The organism is Pseudomonas tumuqii, assembly GCF_013184545.1.
Lineage (GTDB): Bacteria > Pseudomonadota > Gammaproteobacteria > Pseudomonadales > Pseudomonadaceae > Aquipseudomonas > Aquipseudomonas tumuqii.
Genome location: NZ_JAAOJA010000007.1, coordinates 124639 through 141759 on the forward strand (window position 1 = coordinate 124639; position 17121 = coordinate 141759).

Annotated in this window: 16 protein-coding genes; all 16 read left to right on the forward strand. The window is 48.1% G+C overall.

Annotation, left to right across the window (positions count from 1 at the left end):
* Nucleotides 1-212: 212 nt before the first annotated feature.
* A complete protein-coding gene (rfaH, locus tag G9C89_RS14595) occupies nt 213-734 on the forward strand; it encodes a transcription/translation regulatory transformer protein RfaH (protein WP_172149199.1) in 522 nt (173 codons plus the stop codon).
* A 371-nt stretch (nt 735-1105) separates the two neighbouring features.
* Nucleotides 1106-2233: a non-hydrolyzing UDP-N-acetylglucosamine 2-epimerase gene (gene wecB / locus G9C89_RS14600; protein ID WP_172149201.1), complete on the forward strand. Its 1128-nt coding sequence runs from the start codon at nt 1106-1108 to the stop codon at nt 2231-2233.
* 88 nt (nt 2234-2321) lie between these two features.
* On the forward strand, nt 2322-3593 hold the full coding sequence (gene wecC / locus G9C89_RS14605; RefSeq protein ID WP_172149203.1) for a UDP-N-acetyl-D-mannosamine dehydrogenase: 1272 nt from the start codon (nt 2322-2324) through the stop codon (nt 3591-3593).
* An 84-nt stretch (nt 3594-3677) separates the two neighbouring features.
* Entirely contained in the window at nt 3678-4676 is a 999-nt protein-coding gene (gene pseB, locus G9C89_RS14610) for a UDP-N-acetylglucosamine 4,6-dehydratase (inverting) (protein WP_172149213.1), read from the forward strand.
* A 3-nt stretch (nt 4677-4679) separates the two neighbouring features.
* Nucleotides 4680-5840: a UDP-4-amino-4,6-dideoxy-N-acetyl-beta-L-altrosamine transaminase gene (gene pseC / locus G9C89_RS14615; protein ID WP_172149223.1), complete on the forward strand. Its 1161-nt coding sequence runs from the start codon at nt 4680-4682 to the stop codon at nt 5838-5840.
* A complete protein-coding gene (locus G9C89_RS14620) occupies nt 5837-6694 on the forward strand; it encodes an aldo/keto reductase (RefSeq protein WP_178115559.1) in 858 nt (285 codons plus the stop codon). Before pseC ends, G9C89_RS14620 begins: the two co-directional genes overlap by 4 nt.
* 4 nt (nt 6695-6698) lie before the next feature.
* Nucleotides 6699-7604, forward strand: coding sequence for a Gfo/Idh/MocA family oxidoreductase (locus G9C89_RS14625; protein WP_172149225.1), 906 nt, complete (start codon nt 6699-6701; stop codon nt 7602-7604).
* Nucleotides 7601-8356 (forward strand): SDR family oxidoreductase, encoded by a 756-nt coding sequence (locus tag G9C89_RS14630; RefSeq protein WP_172149227.1) that lies wholly within the window; start codon nt 7601-7603, stop codon nt 8354-8356. The genes G9C89_RS14625 and G9C89_RS14630 overlap by 4 nt, the downstream gene beginning before the upstream one ends.
* Nucleotides 8350-9054: an acylneuraminate cytidylyltransferase family protein gene (locus tag G9C89_RS14635; protein ID WP_172149449.1), complete on the forward strand. Its 705-nt coding sequence runs from the start codon at nt 8350-8352 to the stop codon at nt 9052-9054. Before G9C89_RS14630 ends, G9C89_RS14635 begins: the two co-directional genes overlap by 7 nt.
* A 3-nt stretch (nt 9055-9057) precedes the next feature.
* Nucleotides 9058-10182, forward strand: coding sequence for a UDP-2,4-diacetamido-2,4,6-trideoxy-beta-L-altropyranose hydrolase (pseG, locus tag G9C89_RS14640; protein ID WP_172149229.1), 1125 nt, complete (start codon nt 9058-9060; stop codon nt 10180-10182).
* A 5-nt stretch (nt 10183-10187) separates the two neighbouring features.
* A complete protein-coding gene (gene pseH, locus G9C89_RS14645) occupies nt 10188-10700 on the forward strand; it encodes a UDP-4-amino-4,6-dideoxy-N-acetyl-beta-L-altrosamine N-acetyltransferase (RefSeq protein WP_315852822.1) in 513 nt (170 codons plus the stop codon).
* 11 nt (nt 10701-10711) lie between these two features.
* Nucleotides 10712-11773 (forward strand): pseudaminic acid synthase, encoded by a 1062-nt coding sequence (gene pseI / locus G9C89_RS14650; RefSeq protein WP_172149231.1) that lies wholly within the window; start codon nt 10712-10714, stop codon nt 11771-11773.
* A 50-nt stretch (nt 11774-11823) separates the two neighbouring features.
* Nucleotides 11824-13017, forward strand: a complete 1194-nt coding sequence (locus tag G9C89_RS14655; RefSeq protein WP_172149233.1) for an acyltransferase family protein — start codon at nt 11824-11826, stop codon at nt 13015-13017.
* Between the two features lie 130 nt (nt 13018-13147).
* Nucleotides 13148-14497: a capsular polysaccharide export protein, LipB/KpsS family gene (locus G9C89_RS14660; protein ID WP_172149235.1), complete on the forward strand. Its 1350-nt coding sequence runs from the start codon at nt 13148-13150 to the stop codon at nt 14495-14497.
* Nucleotides 14494-15753, forward strand: coding sequence for a lipopolysaccharide biosynthesis protein (locus tag G9C89_RS14665; protein ID WP_172149237.1), 1260 nt, complete (start codon nt 14494-14496; stop codon nt 15751-15753). Before G9C89_RS14660 ends, G9C89_RS14665 begins: the two co-directional genes overlap by 4 nt.
* A 38-nt stretch (nt 15754-15791) precedes the next feature.
* Complete coding sequence (locus G9C89_RS14670; RefSeq protein WP_172149239.1) at nt 15792-17102, forward strand: O-antigen polymerase; 1311 nt, start codon at nt 15792-15794, stop codon at nt 17100-17102.
* Nucleotides 17103-17121: the final 19 nt, after the last annotated feature.

Sequence of the window (17121 nt, forward strand, 5' to 3'; positions counted from 1 at the left end):
GGCGATCCAGCATTCTGGTGATCCAGCAGGCCGCCACCTAACCGGCACCTGGCGACAAATATAAATGTGGCCTCAACAGCCAAAAAACCTTCCTATCCATCCTAACGGCTGGCCAGGTCGGAACAGATCCTGCACCCGGCCCAACCAAGCCAGGTGCAAACAGGAGTGAACTGTCGGTCTGTAGATGCTGCGCCGATTTGCTTGATACCCATATGAATGTAAGTGCCACAACTACCCCCTGCATCGCAGGTACGGCCCCGGCCTGGTACCTCGTGCATTGCAAGTCCCGCCAGGATGAGCGCGCAGAAGAAAACCTGCTGCGCCAGGGCTATGCCTGCTATCGGCCGCAGCACAGCTGCGAGCGGATAGTGCGTGGCCGTCGACAAATCATCGTCGAATCGCTGTTCCCAGGTTATCTATTCATTAAGCTGGCCGCAGATGCCAACTGGGCACCCCTGCGCTCGACTCGTGGGGTCATTCGCATCGTGGGTTTCGGCGGCATACCGCTGCGACTCGACGACAGCTTGGTCGAACACCTGCAACAACGCACGACAGCACCCGTTAAACCGGCCCTCGAAGCAGGGGATAGCGTGCGCATTACCGAAGGTGGCTTTGCCGAGCTGGACGCCATCTTCGTGGCCATGGATGGCGAGCAGCGGGTGATACTGCTGCTCAATATGCTCAACCGCCAGCACCAGATCAGCATGCCGCTGGTAAGCATCGTCAAGAACTGATTAAGTCTCGGCACTGGCCGAGATCAAGGCAACACCCTGGCGACGCCAGTAAAATTTGAAGATTGCGACGTTCTCAGGAAACCAACGGTAAATCCTGGGGCGGTAGCGTGTCTGAGATGCAAGCCGCATACAGGCATGTGCTGCACCGCTCTTGTAGGAGGGCCGCCCCGGCGCGATGCCTTTGGTTTTTGAGCGGACTGCGTGCGCCATTCGCTCTGATGTTTGTTCGGTCCACGCGGACTAGGAAATGCCGCAAGCCCTCTAATGCGTAAGATAAATCCATCGTTGTAGGCGACCAACCTCAGGGCAATGCTTGCGCTCCCCAGGGTTCCCTAAACGTCCCGATCAAAATTGGCTGTATTGGTAATTTAATGTCTTTAAAAACCCTTTGCGTGTTCGGCACGCGCCCCGAAGCCATCAAGATGGCTCCGCTCGCTCTGGCGCTTACCGCCGATGAGCGCTTCGAGGCTCAGGTGTGCGTTACCGGTCAGCACAGGCAGATGCTCGACCAGGTGCTCGATCTGTTTGAGTTGAAGCCCGACTATGACCTGAACATCATGAAGCCAGGGCAAGATCTCTCCGATGTAACTACTGCCATCCTGCAAGGGATGAAGGCGGTTTTCAGTGAGTTTCGGCCGGATATCGTCTTGGTACATGGAGATACGGCTACGACCTTCGCTACGACATTGGCGGCCTATTACCACCAGATCCCGGTTGCTCACGTTGAAGCAGGGCTGCGTACGGGTAATCTCTATTCCCCTTGGCCGGAGGAGGCTAACCGCAAGCTGACCGGCGCTTTGGCTGCTCTACATTTTGCCCCTACGAATACCTCTCGCCAGAACTTGTTGAATGAAGGCGTGGATATGGCTGCAATTCACGTTACCGGTAATACGGTGATCGACGCTCTATTGGAGATAGTTGCAAAGCTGGACACCACCGAAAGCCTGCAGCGCCAATTCAAAGAGCAGTTCGCCTTCTTGCCAGGCGACAAGCGGATAATCCTTGTTACGGGCCATCGTCGTGAGAGTTTTGGCGATGGCTTCGAGCGCATCTGCCAAGCCTTGGTTGATACGGCCAAAGCCTTTCCTGATGTAGAAATCGTTTACCCCGTGCACCTCAACCCCAATGTGCGCGAGCCGGTTAATCGGCTGCTGGCAGGTGTCGACAACATCCACCTGATCGAGCCGCTCGACTACCTGCCCTTTGTCTACCTGATGAATCGTGCCTATCTGATCCTTACCGATTCGGGCGGTATTCAGGAAGAGGCACCGTCTCTCGGTAAGCCCGTGCTGGTCATGCGTGACACCACCGAGCGGCCGGAAGCAGTCGAAGCAGGTACCGTCAAACTGGTAGGCACCGAAGTAGACGCAATCAGCAGCAATATACATACCTTGTTAACGGATACTCACGCTTACCAACGCATGAGCTTTGCCCATAATCCTTATGGTGATGGCAAGGCCTGCGCACGCATCATCGAGACGTTAATCAACATTCGTTAGCATTAGATTATTAAATTCCCAGTTTTTTAAAAGAATGGGCCGGGTAAGGGCGGGTTTCTTTACCCGCTATCAGATCATAGGAAGAAGCATGCCATTTGAAACCATTTCCGTCGTTGGCCTGGGCTATATCGGTTTGCCTACTGCGGCAGTATTTGCGTCTCGCAAGAAGAAAGTGATTGGCGTCGATGTCAATCAGCGGGCGGTGGATACCATCAACCGCGGTGAAATCCATATTGTCGAACCAGATCTGGACATGGTGGTGCATGCTGCCGTTACCGAAGGTTATTTGCGTGCGACAACCAAGGCAGAACCGGCAGATGCGTTTCTGATTGCAGTGCCGACCCCGTTCAAGGGCGATCACGAACCGGATCTCTCCTATATCGAGTCAGCGAGTAAGGCTATTGCGCCAGTCCTGAAGAAAGGCGACCTGGTCATCCTCGAATCTACCTCTCCGGTGGGGGCCACAGAGCAGATGGCTGTCTGGTTGGCTGAGGCGCGTCCGGATTTGACCTTTCCGCAGTCCCATGGAGAAGCTTCCGACATTCGCGTTGCTCACTGTCCGGAGCGAGTCCTTCCTGGCCACGTGCTACGCGAACTGGTACAGAACGACCGAGTGATAGGAGGCATGACAGCCAAATGCTCCGAGGCGGCGGTAAAGCTCTACAAAACCATCGTGGAAGGCGAGTGCGTAATTACCAATGCGCGGACTGCGGAAATGTGCAAACTCACTGAAAACAGCTTTCGTGATGTGAATATTGCTTTTGCCAATGAACTATCGATTATTTGTGACAAGCTGGATATCAATGCTTGGGAGTTGATTCGTCTGGCTAACCGGCACCCACGCGTCAATATATTGCAGCCCGGGCCTGGCGTTGGCGGGCACTGTATCGCTGTGGATCCTTGGTTTATTGTTAGCAGCACTCCAGAAGAAGCAAAGCTTATTCGCGTAGCGCGCGACGTTAACGACGGCAAACCGCTCTGGGTTAATGACAAGGTGAAGTTGGCAGTGGCTGAGTTCTTGCAGGAAAATCCAGAGAAGACAGCTTTGGATGTGACCATTGCTTGTTTTGGTTTGGCTTTTAAACCTGATATAGATGATCTGCGTGAAAGCCCTGCCTTAGCGATTGCCGAGAATATTGCCGCCACCCACCCCGGTTGTGTACTGGCGGTTGAGCCAAACATTGAAGAACTACCGGTTAAGCTAGCAGGTAAAAAACTGGTTCTGAAAAGTCTTGATCAAGCACTGGCCGAATCTGACGTGTTGGTGTTGTTGGTAGACCATAAGGTATTTAAGGATATTCCTGTGGCTGCGCTTCGAGGCCGTAAAATCGTTGATACTAGAGGGGTTTGGATAGCTTAATTAGCTACCCGCTCGTAGGTGCCGAGATTTAAACCTACCCTATAGAATTCATTTTTAAAGTTTAACTTAAGCGGAATTGACCAAATGCTCACTAACCAAACTATTCTCGTCACCGGTGGTACTGGCTCCTTCGGTAATACTTTCGTTCCGATGACTCTGGCCAAATACAATCCGAAAAAAATCATCATTTTCTCGCGTGACGAGATGAAACAGTGGGATATGGCCAAGAAATTCGAAGGCGACCCACGTGTGCGTTTCTTCATAGGCGATGTTCGCGATAAAGACCGCCTGTATCGTGCTCTGGATGGTGTCGACTATGTCGTGCATGCCGCCGCGACCAAGATTGTCCCAACTGCCGAGTACAACCCCTTCGAGTGTGTTAAGACCAACATCAACGGTGCCATGAACCTGATCGATGTCTGTATCGATAAAGGAGTCAAGCGTGTGGTGGCATTGTCTACCGACAAGGCCAGCAGCCCGATCAACCTGTACGGTGCAACCAAGCTGGCTTCCGACAAGTTGTTCGTCGCCGGCAATTCTTATGCCGGTGGGCATGACACTCGTTTTGCGGTGGTGCGTTACGGCAACGTCATGGGGTCGCGCGGTTCGGTAATCCCATTTTTCATGTCGATTAAAAATAAGGGCGTATTGCCTATCACCGATGATCGTATGACCCGTTTTATGATTTCCCTCGAAGAGGGTGTCGAACTAGTTTGGCACGCTTTCAAGGACATGGAAGGTGGTGAGATCTACGTGAAAAAGATCCCTTCCATGAAGGTGACCGACCTCGCTCGGGTGGTTGCTCCAGAAGCGAAGCAGGAAATAGTCGGCATCCGCCCCGGCGAGAAGCTGCATGAGCAGATGATCAGCATCGAAGACGCCTACTACACCTACGAATATCCTGAGCATTTCAAAATACTGCCGACCATCAATAATTGGGCAACCTGCGAAAAGCGGATCAAGAACGGTAAGAAGGTGCCAGAAGGTTTCATGTACTCCAGCGACAACAATGCGGAGTGGATGAGTGATCTGGATCTACAGGCCTGGATCGACAAGAATCGCGAAAAGATTGGGAGCATCTGATCCATGATCCCCTACGGTCGCCAGGACATTACCCAAGCGGATATCGATGCAGTTGTGGGGGTGTTGCAATCCGATTTCCTGACTCAAGGCCCGATGGTGCCGCGTTTCGAGCAAAGCGTGGCGCGACACGTCGGTGCCGAGCATGCGCTGGCGGTCAACAGTGCCACCTCTGCATTGCATATCGCCTGCCTGGCACTGGGCCTTGGTCCTGGTGATCTGCTCTGGACCAGCCCGATTACTTTCGTTGCTTCGGCCAACTGCGGCCTGTACTGCGGCGCGCAGATCGACTTCGTGGATATCGACCCGCGTACCTACAACCTTTGCCCTCAGGCGCTCGAACGCAAGCTTGAGCAGGCTGAGCGCGAAGGGCGCTTGCCCAAAGTGGTGGTGCCGGTACATCTATGCGGGCAACCCTGCGACATGCAGGCTGTCCATGCACTGGCGCAGCGCTTCGGCTTCAAGGTTATTGAGGATGCCTCCCACGCCATCGGCGGCAAATACCAAGGTGACTTCATCGGTAACTGCCGCTATAGCGATATCACCGTGTTCAGCTTCCACCCAGTAAAGATCATCACTACCGCCGAAGGCGGCATGGCGTTGACCAACAATGTCGAACTGGCTAACAAAATGGCCCTGCTACGCAGCCACGGAATTACCCGTGACCCAACACTGATGACTCACGAATCGGATGGTCCTTGGTATTACCAGCAGGTCGATCTCGGCTTTAACTACCGCATGACCGAATTGCAGGCAGCCTTGGGTGTAAGCCAAATGGAACGCCTGGATGAATACGTCGCTCGTCGCCATCAGCTTGCCCGACGTTACGATGAATTATTGGCTGAGTTGCCAATTACGCGTCCTTGGCAACACCCGGATAGCTATTCGGGATTGCACCTTTATGTGATTCGTCTGCAGCTCTCCAGGGTTCAGAAGACCCATCGCCAAGTGTTTGAAATGCTGCGCGAGCAAGGGGTCGGCGTAAATCTGCACTACATTCCGGTGCATACCCAGCCGTTCTACCAGCGTATGGGGTTTAAGGCGGGAGACTTTCCATATGCAGAAACTTACTACAGCGAAGCTATCAGTTTACCGATGTTCCAAAGAATGACTTATGAGCAGCAAGATCAGGTCGTTGCAGCTCTTTATAAGGTGTTATCGGCATGAAGCTAGCGCTTGGAACCGCGCAGTTTGGGCTCAACTATGGCATTTCTAACAGCAGCGGAAAAATAAGCACGGAAAAAGCAGTCGATCTGCTTTCATATGCCAAGTGTAATGGTATTGATACGTTAGATACTGCTATAGCCTATGGCGACAGCGAGCAGGCATTGGGCAGTATCGGGGTTGACGGTTGGCAAGTAATTACAAAGCTACCAGCGCTTCCGGAGAGTGAAACGGATGTTGAATCCTGGGTCGAACGGCAACTACAAGGCTCATTGAGTCGGCTGGGTGTCAGTAACGTGTATGGGCTGCTGTTACATCGTCCTCAGCAGCTTCTGGAGCGTTCCGGGCCTGCCTTGATACATGCTCTTGAACGATTGAAACAGCAGGGGTTAGTAAAAAAAGTTGGCGTCTCTATATACCAGCCAGATGAGCTTGGTAGTCTTTGCGATATTATGGAACTTGATTTGGTTCAGGCCCCGTTGAATGTTCTTGATCGTCGATTGATAGATTCGGGTTGGCTTGCGAAGCTGAAAGCCCAGAATATAGAAGTTCATGTGCGCTCGGTATTTATGCAGGGATTATTGCTAATGCCGGCGGCTCTGCGTCCAGAAAAATTCATGCGCTGGCAAAAACTTTGGGCTGAGTGGGATAGCTGGTTGGCATCGAATAAGCTCGATCCTGTTGCTGCGTGTCTAGGTTTTGTGCAGTCAGAACCATGTGTCGACAAGCTAATAGTCGGCGTTGAGAACGCCGCGCAACTCGAGAATATAATAAAGGCCTCAGCCATAAAATCACCAAGGGTGCCGGCAAGTATTAGTTCGCTGGATATAAATTTACTGAATCCTGCAAGGTGGTAGTTAGATGGCGCTAAGGCTTGGTGTTATAGGGATGTCAAAAGGCAATGGCCACCCCTATTCGTGGTCGGCGATATTCAATGGTTATGACAAAGAAAAGATGCAAGATTGTGGGTTTCCAGTAATTCCACAATATTTAGACCAGCAAGAATGGCCGCAGGCCAAGATCAAAGATGCTTGCGTCACTCATATATGGACGCAGGATTATGGGCTGTCGAGCCACATCGCAAGTGCCGCTTTGATCGAAAATATTGTGCAGCGACCGGAGGAGATGATCGGCGTCGTGGATGCTGTGCTTCTGGCCCGCGATGATGCCGAACAGCATCTGAAATTTGCAGCACCTTTTATTGAAGCGGGTATACCTATTTATATAGACAAACCTGTAGCTTTGTCGGTTGCTGCATTTGAAGAGTTATATCGACTTGAAAAATTTTCGGGGCAAATATTTACCTGCTCCGCACTCCGTTACAGTGATGAGTTAAAATTGACACTGTCAGACCAGCAAGACATCGGTGAGCTACGTGAAATCCACGCGGTTACACCCAAAAGCTGGAACAAGTATGCCGTGCATATTATCGAGCCTGTTCTAGCGATGCTATCTAGCGCAGATAAGATAATCCACTTAGAAAGAAGTGCTGCCAATGCGCAGGGTGGGGCGCTGACCGTACTCTGGGACAGTGGCGTGGTCACGCGATTTTTTGCTGTCGGCGAATCTGCGGTAGCTCCAATATCCATCCGGGTTATCGGCAGCAAGGGCTGGAAAGACCTTGTATTCACAAATTCATTTAGTGCATTTAAGGCCGCATTGCAGGATTTTGTTGATGGCGTGCGCGTTAAGTCAGTCAACTCGTTGCCAGAATTCAACAGAAAGGTTGTTGGCATAATAGAAGCAGGGCAGGGGGGCGCACAGTGAGTACAGTCCTGATTACGGGTGGCACAGGGAAGTTTGGTTCCGTATTGGTTGATTATTTTTGTCAGAAGGGAATGCAGGTTGTTTTTACATCCACCTCAGCAGAAAAAATCGCCAAACTGGTAGGCGCGTACTCCGGAAATAATCGGTCGATAACCGGTGTTCAGGTGGATTTCAGTGTCGAGAGTAGTGTGTCGTGCGTCATGCAACAGTTGGCCGAAAAAAATATTTCAGTCGATTTTTTGGTAAATAACGCCCGAAGTTTAACGTCACTTGTCATTGAGCCTGACGGCAGCGTGTCAAGAGAGAACTTCCTGGCTGAATACCTGCTGGATGTGGTTGTGCCCTATGAATTGACTATGGCTCTTGCCAAGCTCGAAGGTGGCGGCTTGAAAAGCGTCGTTAATATCGGCTCTCAATATGGAATGGTTGCTGCAAACCCTTCCCTGTATACCGATCATGCCCGGCAATCGCCCATACAGTATGGCGTCGCCAAAGCGGCTCTGGCACACCTGACCAAAGAGTTAGCTGTACGTCTGGCTGAGCAGAAAATCCGCGTCAACTGTGTGGCTTATGGTGGGGTTGAAGGGCGTGTAGATGAAGCCTTCAAGGCACGTTATGCCAGCTTGGTGCCTAGTCAACGAATGCTTCGTGAAGAGGAGATTCCCGGGCCTATCGAGTTTTTACTTAGTGATGCCAGCTCAGCAATGACCGGCCAAGTGATCTGCGCAGATGGCGGGTGGACGATATGGTAGGCAAATGCATAGCCATAATTCCAGCGCGTGGCGGTTCGAAGCGTATCCCACGCAAGAATATAGTCGACTTCTTTGGCAAGCCCATGATCGCTTGGACCATCGAGGCTGCCCAGAAAAGCGGCTATTTCGAGCGCATTCTGGTGTCGACTGATGATGAGGAAATCGCCCAGGTAGCCAGGGATCATGGAGCCTGCGTGCCGTTCTTAAGAACGGAATGTGCCGATGATCATAGCCCGGTTAGTCAGGCAACGTTAGCGTCGCTTAAACAGGCTGAGGAGTTTTGGGGAACCAATTTTGACACAGTTGTGCAATTGATGCCGAATTGCCCGATACGTACTGCAGCGGATATTAAGCAGGCCATCGGAGCATTTCACGGAAAACAGGCAACATTTCAAATCAGTTGCTTCAAGTTTGGCTGGATGAACCCCTGGTGGGCTTTGCGTCTCAATGAGCAAGGTCAGGGTGAGAAGCTTTTTTCAGAGGCAGTTTCTGCCAGATCTCAAGATCTACCAGAGCTTTATTGCCCTACTGGAGCTATCTGGTTAGCGCAGGCTGCTGCTTTGAAAAAGACAGGAACTTTTTATGGTGCTGGCCATGTATTTGATCCAATGCACTGGACTTCAGCTGTGGATATAGATGACTACGAGGATATGGAAATGGCAAAAGCAGTATGGATAATGCGCAATCAGAAAGCATGACTAATGACTAGCGTTGTTTTCCGTACCGACGCCTCGTTGCAAATAGGGACAGGCCATGTCATGCGCTGCTTGACCTTGGCCGATGCCCTTAAAGCCGAAGGCGTAGAATGCCATTTTATCTGCCGTGAACATCCGGGCAATCTGCTGGATTACATAAAAGGTAAGGGCTATAGCGCTTATGCCATTTCTGTCATGCATGCAGAGAGAGCTGAGTCGCGAGGCGCGAGTACCTTACCGTCAACCGAGCTAGCTCAATTGGCCCATGCCCACTGGCTAGGCGCTTCACAACAGCAGGATGCTGATGAGTGCGCACTGATTCTGAGTGAATTGCAGCCCGACTGGTTGATAGTCGACCACTATGCGTTGGATGCTTGTTGGGAAAGTGTGCTGCAGCCGCACTATCAAAAACTGATGGTTATTGACGACCTGGCTGATCGCCCCCACACATGCGATTTGTTAGTGGATCAGACCTTTGGCCGTAAGGCAGATGACTACCTACCGAAGGTACCAGCCGGATGCAGGGTACTCTGTGGTTCGCAATACGCTTTGTTGCGCCCTGAGTTTGCCGCACTACGCCAGTACAGCCTCAAGCGTCGAGAAACCCCGCAGATGTACAGTTTGCTCGTCAACATGGGAGGTGTTGATAGGAACAACGCGACAGGCAAAGTACTGCAGGCGCTTAGGCACTGTGACCTGCCAGTGAGCTGCAGTATCACCGTAGTCATGGGTACTAGCGCCCCATGGCTGAGTGAGGTGCGATTGCAGGCCGAGCAAATGCCGTGGCCTACCGATATTCGGGTTGGCGTTAGCAATATGGCTCAGTTAATGGCGGACAGTGACTTGGCGATTGGGGCCGCCGGTTCGACTTCTTGGGAGCGCTGTTGTCTAGGGCTGCCTACGGTAATGATCGTTCTCGCGGATAATCAGCGGCAAGTCGCCCAGGGCCTCGAACGGGTTGGCGCTGCACTGGCAATAGATCAGCAACAGATTGCTGAATATCTCCCCACTCTGTTGGCCCCGCTGGTGTCATTATCAATCCCCCGGTTAGCCATGGGGCAGGTCGCTGCTGGAATAACTGATGGGTGTGGCGTGACAGCGGTTATTCAACATTTGGAGCCTCTGAAGTGACTTTGATGGCATCGAATCAGCAACGGGTTCGCCCAATGACAAGTGATGATCTGGAACTGGTGCTGACGTGGCGCAACCACAAAGAGGTCCGTCGCTGCATGTATACCCAGCATGAAATCAGTCTCGCTGAGCACTCAGCCTGGTTTGAGCGGGTATCCCAAGATCCCAGTCGTCATCTACTAATTTTTGAAGGTAATGCAGTCCCACTTGGCTTTATCAATATTAATCAGATAGCTCTTGGTGGCATAGCCGACTGGGGTTTTTACACGGATCCGGCTGCCCCGAAAGGCACTGGGGGGAAGCTCGGCCAAGCGGCCTTGAAATACGCTTTCATCCATGCCGGGCTACATAAAATTTGCGGTCAGGCATTAATTTACAATGAGCGCTCAATAAAATTTCACCTGCGTTTAGGCTTTCAGCAGGAAGGAATTCAGCGCGACCAGCACTTCGATGGCCAGAAATATCACAATGTTGTGTGCTTTGGCCTGCTGGCCTCCGAATGGCAAACGAATATTTAAGAGATCTGACTATGTCCATTTTACCCGCTATTAATATTGCCGGCCGTCGTATTGCTACGGATGTACCGCCTTATATCATTGCCGAGCTTTCTGCCAATCATAATGGCAAGTTGGAAACAGCATTGAAAATCATCGAAGAAGCCAAAAAAGCTGGTGCCGATGCGATTAAGCTGCAGACTTATACCGCTGATACCATCACGCTTGATTGTGATTCCGAAGAGTTTCAAATACATGGTGGTTTGTGGGGGGGCAAAACGCTCTATCAGCTTTACCAAGAAGCTCATATGCCTTGGGATTGGCATAAACCACTGTTCGAACATGCGCGCAAGATGGAGATTACCATCTTCAGTTCGCCATTCGACAATAGTGCTGTCGATTTGTTGGAGGATTTAAATGCGCCTGCTTATAAAATCGCATCATTCGAAGCGGTTGATTTGCCTCTCATCAAATATGTGGCCAGCACAGGCAAGCCGATGATTATTTCTACCGGCATGGCAGATGCCGAAGAAATTCAAGAAGCCATTGACGCTGCACTCGTCGGCGGTTGTAAAGAATTAGCCATATTGCATTGTGTAAGTGGCTATCCTGCGCCTGCAGAAGATTACAATCTGCGCATCATATCCGACATGGCGCAGCGTTTTGGTTTAGTCACCGGTCTGTCCGACCATACGCTGGACAATACTACGGCCATTACCAGCGTGGCATTGGGGGCTTCTATTATTGAGAAGCACTTTACCCTTGATCGTAGTGGCGGAGGTCCTGACGATAGCTTCTCTCTGGAGCCTAAGGAGCTAGCGGAGCTATGCAAGAACAGTAGTGTTGCGTGGAGCGCATTAGGGAAAGTCGATTACGGAAGAAAGTCGAGCGAGCAAGGCAATGCTAAATTCAGAAGGTCACTATACTTTGTAAAAGCGTTGAAGAAAGGCGAGATAATTACTGCCGATTCAATAAGGAGTGTTCGGCCGGGATTCGGTTTAGCCCCGAAGTATCTAGGAAATTTAATTGGTTGTTCTGTTACGTCAGACGTTAAAGCCAATACCGCGGTGAGTGCTGAATTAGTAGCTATGCCATAATTGGGTGCGTGAATCTCAACGAATTACCATGGCAATGAGCCGGAATAAATATGTTAAAGCCAGATGAGTCGCTGTTGCTGGATTTTTTAAGAGGGGCTAGTGCTTTTCTTGTCTTGGTTGCACATGTCCAGCAAATTTTGATAAATCCTACCTGGATGCCGTTTTCGTTGAGTGAAAGAAATGATATTTTTCCATTCGTATATTCGCAAATTGGTGCCCTTAGTGTAATGATTTTCTTTGTGTTGAGTGGGTTTTTAATAACATATTCAATTGATGAGAATTTAAAGAAAAATAGATATAAGGAATTTAATGCTACTAAGTATTTTAAAAGTCGGCTGAGAAGGTTGTTTCCGCCATTGCTTTTTAGCCAAGGACTGGTTCTGGTGGCTTTTGGATTGCTTTATTTTTTTGATGCAAATAATTCTACATTTTTTGCAACGGGAAAAGAATTATATTTAGCGCGAAGTGAATTGGAATTTAATATTGTTGATTACCTCGGAAGTTTCTTTTTTTTAAATACTATTATTGATGATGTTAATAGCCCTATTGTAAATGGCCCATTGTGGTCCGTCGCACAGGAATTTTGGTTTTATGTGATTGCTGGATTGCTTGTATTATCTTTCTATAATAGGAATGTCTTAGTTGTTCTTGCGATTGTACTGGTGTTTCTTGTATCTCAAGGGAATGTGTTTTTTTTATATGGTTTTGGAGTGTGGCTGTTTGGTTGTTTGGCGGCTGTTCTTCATATGAATAAATTCCACGAGCGCAAGACTGTGGTCGTCATGGTCATGTGTTTCATTACATTTTTTATGTGGGGCGTATTAGTCTATTTGAATGAGAACTCATTTATTAGGGGGCGTCATAAATTCGTCTTTGGAGTCGCCTTTTCATTTATTTTGTTGTTGCTGCTAAATAATAGATATCTGATGAGAGGAGCGACACGTTCGTGGTTGGTCAAGAAGATCGCTGGGCAGGCGGGTTTTTCTTACACGCTCTATTTGATTCACTTCCCATTACTACTATTAATATGGGTGTTCACAAACAAGTACGTTCAAGGCGATGTTCTATTGGTGTCCTCTCTTGCTTCTGTAACTGTTGTTCTTGTGATGTGGGTTTCCGCAAAAGCTTCAGGCTTGATTGAGGGGTATGCGAAGAGGAAGGCTCAGCAACGATATTTACCTCCAATATTGCTCGACACCTTTTCAGCTTCGGAAAATTCTAATGGTGTAGATGCCAAGTTGTGAGGACGGCATGTGTTGTAAACATAATTTTTGGGTGACCTAGTAGGCGGGTGCCTATACTTGATATCTTTTGGTTTGGTGCGAAGCTTCTTGTACCGCTGTTATTTTTGTCCGAGAATTTTATTGGATATCTATGAAAATTTTATGCTATGTGCGTCCATGGAATTATAAGCAGTTTAAATGTTTGGCTGGAAATATTGCCCCTAATGCATCGTTAGCTTTTTGCAGCGAACACCCTGTGGTCGATTTTTCTGGGCTCTCTGCTATTTATTATTTTTATTTAAGTAATAATTCTTTAGTTTCTGATTTTTCAGGTACAGAGCAAGACGATTTCATTGCTCGTTGCCGACTGTTGCGAGCGTTAGATAAACCTGAGGCTATCAGGCATCTGGCGGCTATGGGGCAAGCGATACAAGAGTTATTAGCGAAAGAGCAACCAAGTGTTGTTTTGTCGCTAATGGTAGATTCTTATCTAATGGATTTACTGCGCTACTACTGTGATCGCCTAGGAGTAAAATTCATAGGCCTAGTACCTACATTTGTCAATGGGTATTTTCGTGTCACTGCTAGGGGGGAAGCTACTTTCAACCCTAGTGCTGATGCCTGTGATACTCACGGAGTAAAACAAGTACTCTTGGATCCGTTGTATGCGCCAGAATTTAACGCCAGCTCGCTTTCCAGTCCACTGCGAGGAATATTGCGGCGCTGGGCGGCAAATATTGCACGCGTGCCATACTTTTATATAAAACGCCACTTGCTGAAAGATCCGTACAATTATCATTATTGGGCTGCCCAAGTAGTTTCCCGGCAGTTGGTCAACTATTTTCCGCCATCCGATCCGGGGAATAATGCTTGGTTGGAGACTCTACAGAATATAGATAAACCGATTCTGTACATTCCATTGCAGATGGTGCCTGAGGCTACCGTTGATTACTGGTGTAATGATGTTGAGGTGATTGATTATTACACGCAACTGGAGCGCTTTATTACTAAGTACCATAGTGCTTTTCAGATCGTGATAAAAGAGCATCCTTCTGTTATGGCTTCTAGGCCTCTTGGCTTCTATCGGCGTCTAGCTGCAGATAAGCGAGTCACTGTGGTACCAACCTATACAGCATCTAATGAAGTTTTGGCTGTGGCGGACGCTGTCTTGGTTTGGACGGGTAGTGTTGGTTTTGAAGCTGCTCTAAGAGGGAAGTCCGTCATTTGCTTGGGCAATCCTTATTATCTTTATGGTTCTCGTTTCTTAAAAATTAATCCCGCTACTGACAGCAATGTGATTTATGCCCATATTCAGCAAGTAAAATCTCGGCCCGTAACGTCAGTGGAGCAGGACGAGTTAATAGAGCATCTAGCGGCCCAGTTATTTCCAGGACATTTCAAGAATAATGGTACATGGTCAGAGCATTCGGAAAAAGATCTGACTGATTGCAAAGCTATGGCGAAGTCGCTCAGTGTTCTATTTGAGTGTGGCTTGGTATGATTAGACGGTTAGATATAGGTGTCGTCGCAAAAGTATTATCAGATGTCCTGAGGGGGTATACGGGGCAGCGGTTATTAACTGCTTGTTTAGTGTTTGCTAGCGCGTTACTCGCTGCTTGGGTTCTGGGGCCTGCTCTTTATGGGCAGGTATTTCTCGTGATGTTTATAGCTAAGCTGCTATTGCTCGGGAATTTAGGCAGTATCAGCGGTTATATGCATAGCTTTTATGATGCGAAAAAGACTCCCCTTAGTAGTGACGCTTTTGTGCTGAGCTATGGTTTGCATTTACTATCGTTTTCCGCTGTAGCCATTGCACTCGGTTTTTTTATAGACAAGGTTTATTTTTTAGGGGCAATATGTTTTTCCTTGTTGCTGCCGTTTTTTTTGGTGGAGCCGGTATTACGTGTTAAGCGAATGTTCTATATTTCCTTGTTGCCAGATTGGGCGTTGAATCTATCTCTATTGATGGGGCTATTTTATTATTACCTTTATGGTTCGCCGGATAGTGATTTTGAAGGGTTTATTAGTCCTTTTTTGTTTGCATTAGGATTTTTTAGCTTTTCTTTTTTACTTTGGATAAATTGGCGCTGGGGCTTAGTGCGTCGCCTTGCTTTGGCTCGCCCGATGTTCAGCTATGTTGATTTGGTAAAAATTGGCCTTCCTCTGTTTGCAGGTACTGCAGCCTTTAGTTTATTTTTATTCGTTGATCGTTTCTTTCTTGAGCGTTACCACTCGGCTGAGTCGTTGGGTATTTATATGCTGGCCTTCCAACTGGCTACGGGCGCTACGCTAATTTTAACATCTCTGAATTTTACCGCAGGTGTTGACTATGGCGAGTTGATTAAGAAAAACAAACCTTTCGGGGTCTTTGTTGCACGGCGTTCGCGGCAGGCTTTATTCGTATCTGCAGTTAGTATGTTATTGCTATTGATAGGCGTTTTTGTTTTGCAGCAATACTTTTTCCAGGAGTATCATGGTTTAACCCTTTCGACCTTGTTTTTAGGAGTTGGCTTGTGTGGCTTTTATACAGCAGGTAGTATCACGCCTGTGGCATTTTACTTGAATAAGCAGAAAGTTCTGATGGTGGCTATGTTCGTTGTCGTGATTTTTGCCGTTTCGGGGAATCTTTATGTGGTGAGTAGTGGGTTGGATTATATTTGGATTTCTGCGCTCAGTGGGTTTTGGCTGTCATGTTATTCTTTTTTTGCCATACAGTATGTTTTTCGTTTAGATAATTCGCGTGTTATCTCATTATGATTGACGATTTTCTTAGTTGCTAAAAGTTGGTGGAAGTAATGATTCTAATAAGACAGTTTTATCCAATTTTCCTTTTGTTTCTTTCATGGCTATCAGTGGTGGCTGTGAGAAATACTTTTTTTTTGGAGTTTGAGCCAATAAGTGCTGATGCGAAGTTTTATCTATTTTTGTTTTTCGTTGTAGCGGTTTTTGGTTATCTTTTGGGTAGTGTCGGAGTGCTTTTCCCGGGAAAAAATGAGGGGGGTGCTTATGGTGCTCGTAGTGTTAATGTGAAAGCCAATTGGCTGATTTTTTTTACGTTAATATCAATTTTTTTTGCTCTTGTTAAGTTTTATTATTCAGTGGGGTTTTCAGGGTTTTCGCTGAATATGATTGCAGAGTACCGTATGCTGCGTGCGCGTGATGGAGATGATACTAAGGGTGGGAGTATATTCGGTGTTATTAGTACCATTACCTCCGCTTTTATTGTTGTAGTATATATTTATGGAATTTATTTTAAGCGATACTTGTCGAGGCGTAAGGCGGCTGCAATAAAGTTGGTGTTTTTCTTTGGGCTTGCTATTTCGTTTCTTGGTGGAGGAAGATTCTCCGCTGCGATATCTGTGCTTTTTGTTTTTTTATTTAGTTTATGTCATTACGTTTGCTTGCGAAAGGGTGGTATGGTTTCAGGGCAGCTCTCTCGAACAGCCCCAAAGTGGGGTAGGAAAATAGTTTACGTTATTCCTCTTCTAGTTTTATTTTCTTATATGTTTGTCGCGCGCTTTACTGTTGATGGTAGAGGCGATGAGTTAGTCTTGAGTTACCTCAATTCGGGGCTCCCTGGTGTTGCTGTTCCGGATGATGTTTGGCTGTATTTGAGTGATTCGTCTTTTCTTCTGTTTCCTTACTTTATTCTTGCGATGTTCTTTTATTATATTGGGCATTCTTTCTACCAGTTCGATATTTTGCTGCAATATGGCATTCCCGAGAGTGCACCCTACGCACTGGCATATCAGTTGTACCCGTTTGCGTTGTTTTTTAATAAGCTTGGGTCGGAAATTATTCCCATTGAATCTATTTTGAATGAGCTCCCCAATGCAGGCACTTATTTTTCTTTGGCGGGAGCGTTCTATCTCGATTTTGGTTATTGGGGGGCTTTTATTGCGGTTTTTCTTGTGTTTTTCGCCGGAGCTCTTTCGTGGGGGTGGATGCTGAGGCGCGGTGGTTTTCTATCGCTGTATTTTTCAAGTATGTTTATGGTGCTTTTGATTTTCTCGCCAATTGTCGGTGTCATTGGCACTGCTATATATCCGTCCTTGATTGCGGTTTCTTTGTTTTTGTGGGTTTTCGTTCCGGCTAGATCTCGGTAGTTTTTATATTTATATGGTG

What these genes read in the sequence shown, in the direction of transcription:
- pseG (WP_172149229.1), top strand. Translation starts at nt 9,058, where the DNA reads ATGACTAGCGTTGTTTTCCGTACCGACGCCTCGTTGCAAATAGGGACA.
- pseI (WP_172149231.1), top strand. Translation starts at nt 10,712, where the DNA reads ATGTCCATTTTACCCGCTATTAATATTGCCGGCCGTCGTATTGCTACG.
- rfaH (WP_172149199.1), top strand. Translation starts at nt 213, where the DNA reads ATGAATGTAAGTGCCACAACTACCCCCTGCATCGCAGGTACGGCCCCG.
- G9C89_RS14655 (WP_172149233.1), top strand. Translation starts at nt 11,824, where the DNA reads ATGTTAAAGCCAGATGAGTCGCTGTTGCTGGATTTTTTAAGAGGGGCT.
- G9C89_RS14625 (WP_172149225.1), top strand. Translation starts at nt 6,699, where the DNA reads ATGGCGCTAAGGCTTGGTGTTATAGGGATGTCAAAAGGCAATGGCCAC.
- wecB (WP_172149201.1), top strand. Translation starts at nt 1,106, where the DNA reads ATGTCTTTAAAAACCCTTTGCGTGTTCGGCACGCGCCCCGAAGCCATC.
- G9C89_RS14670 (WP_172149239.1), top strand. Translation starts at nt 15,792, where the DNA reads ATGATTCTAATAAGACAGTTTTATCCAATTTTCCTTTTGTTTCTTTCA.
- G9C89_RS14665 (WP_172149237.1), top strand. Translation starts at nt 14,494, where the DNA reads ATGATTAGACGGTTAGATATAGGTGTCGTCGCAAAAGTATTATCAGAT.
- G9C89_RS14635 (WP_172149449.1), top strand. Translation starts at nt 8,350, where the DNA reads ATGGTAGGCAAATGCATAGCCATAATTCCAGCGCGTGGCGGTTCGAAG.
- pseC (WP_172149223.1), top strand. Translation starts at nt 4,680, where the DNA reads ATGATCCCCTACGGTCGCCAGGACATTACCCAAGCGGATATCGATGCA.
- wecC (WP_172149203.1), top strand. Translation starts at nt 2,322, where the DNA reads ATGCCATTTGAAACCATTTCCGTCGTTGGCCTGGGCTATATCGGTTTG.
- pseB (WP_172149213.1), top strand. Translation starts at nt 3,678, where the DNA reads ATGCTCACTAACCAAACTATTCTCGTCACCGGTGGTACTGGCTCCTTC.
- G9C89_RS14660 (WP_172149235.1), top strand. Translation starts at nt 13,148, where the DNA reads ATGAAAATTTTATGCTATGTGCGTCCATGGAATTATAAGCAGTTTAAA.
- pseH (WP_315852822.1), top strand. Translation starts at nt 10,188, where the DNA reads ATGGCATCGAATCAGCAACGGGTTCGCCCAATGACAAGTGATGATCTG.
- G9C89_RS14620 (WP_178115559.1), top strand. Translation starts at nt 5,837, where the DNA reads ATGAAGCTAGCGCTTGGAACCGCGCAGTTTGGGCTCAACTATGGCATT.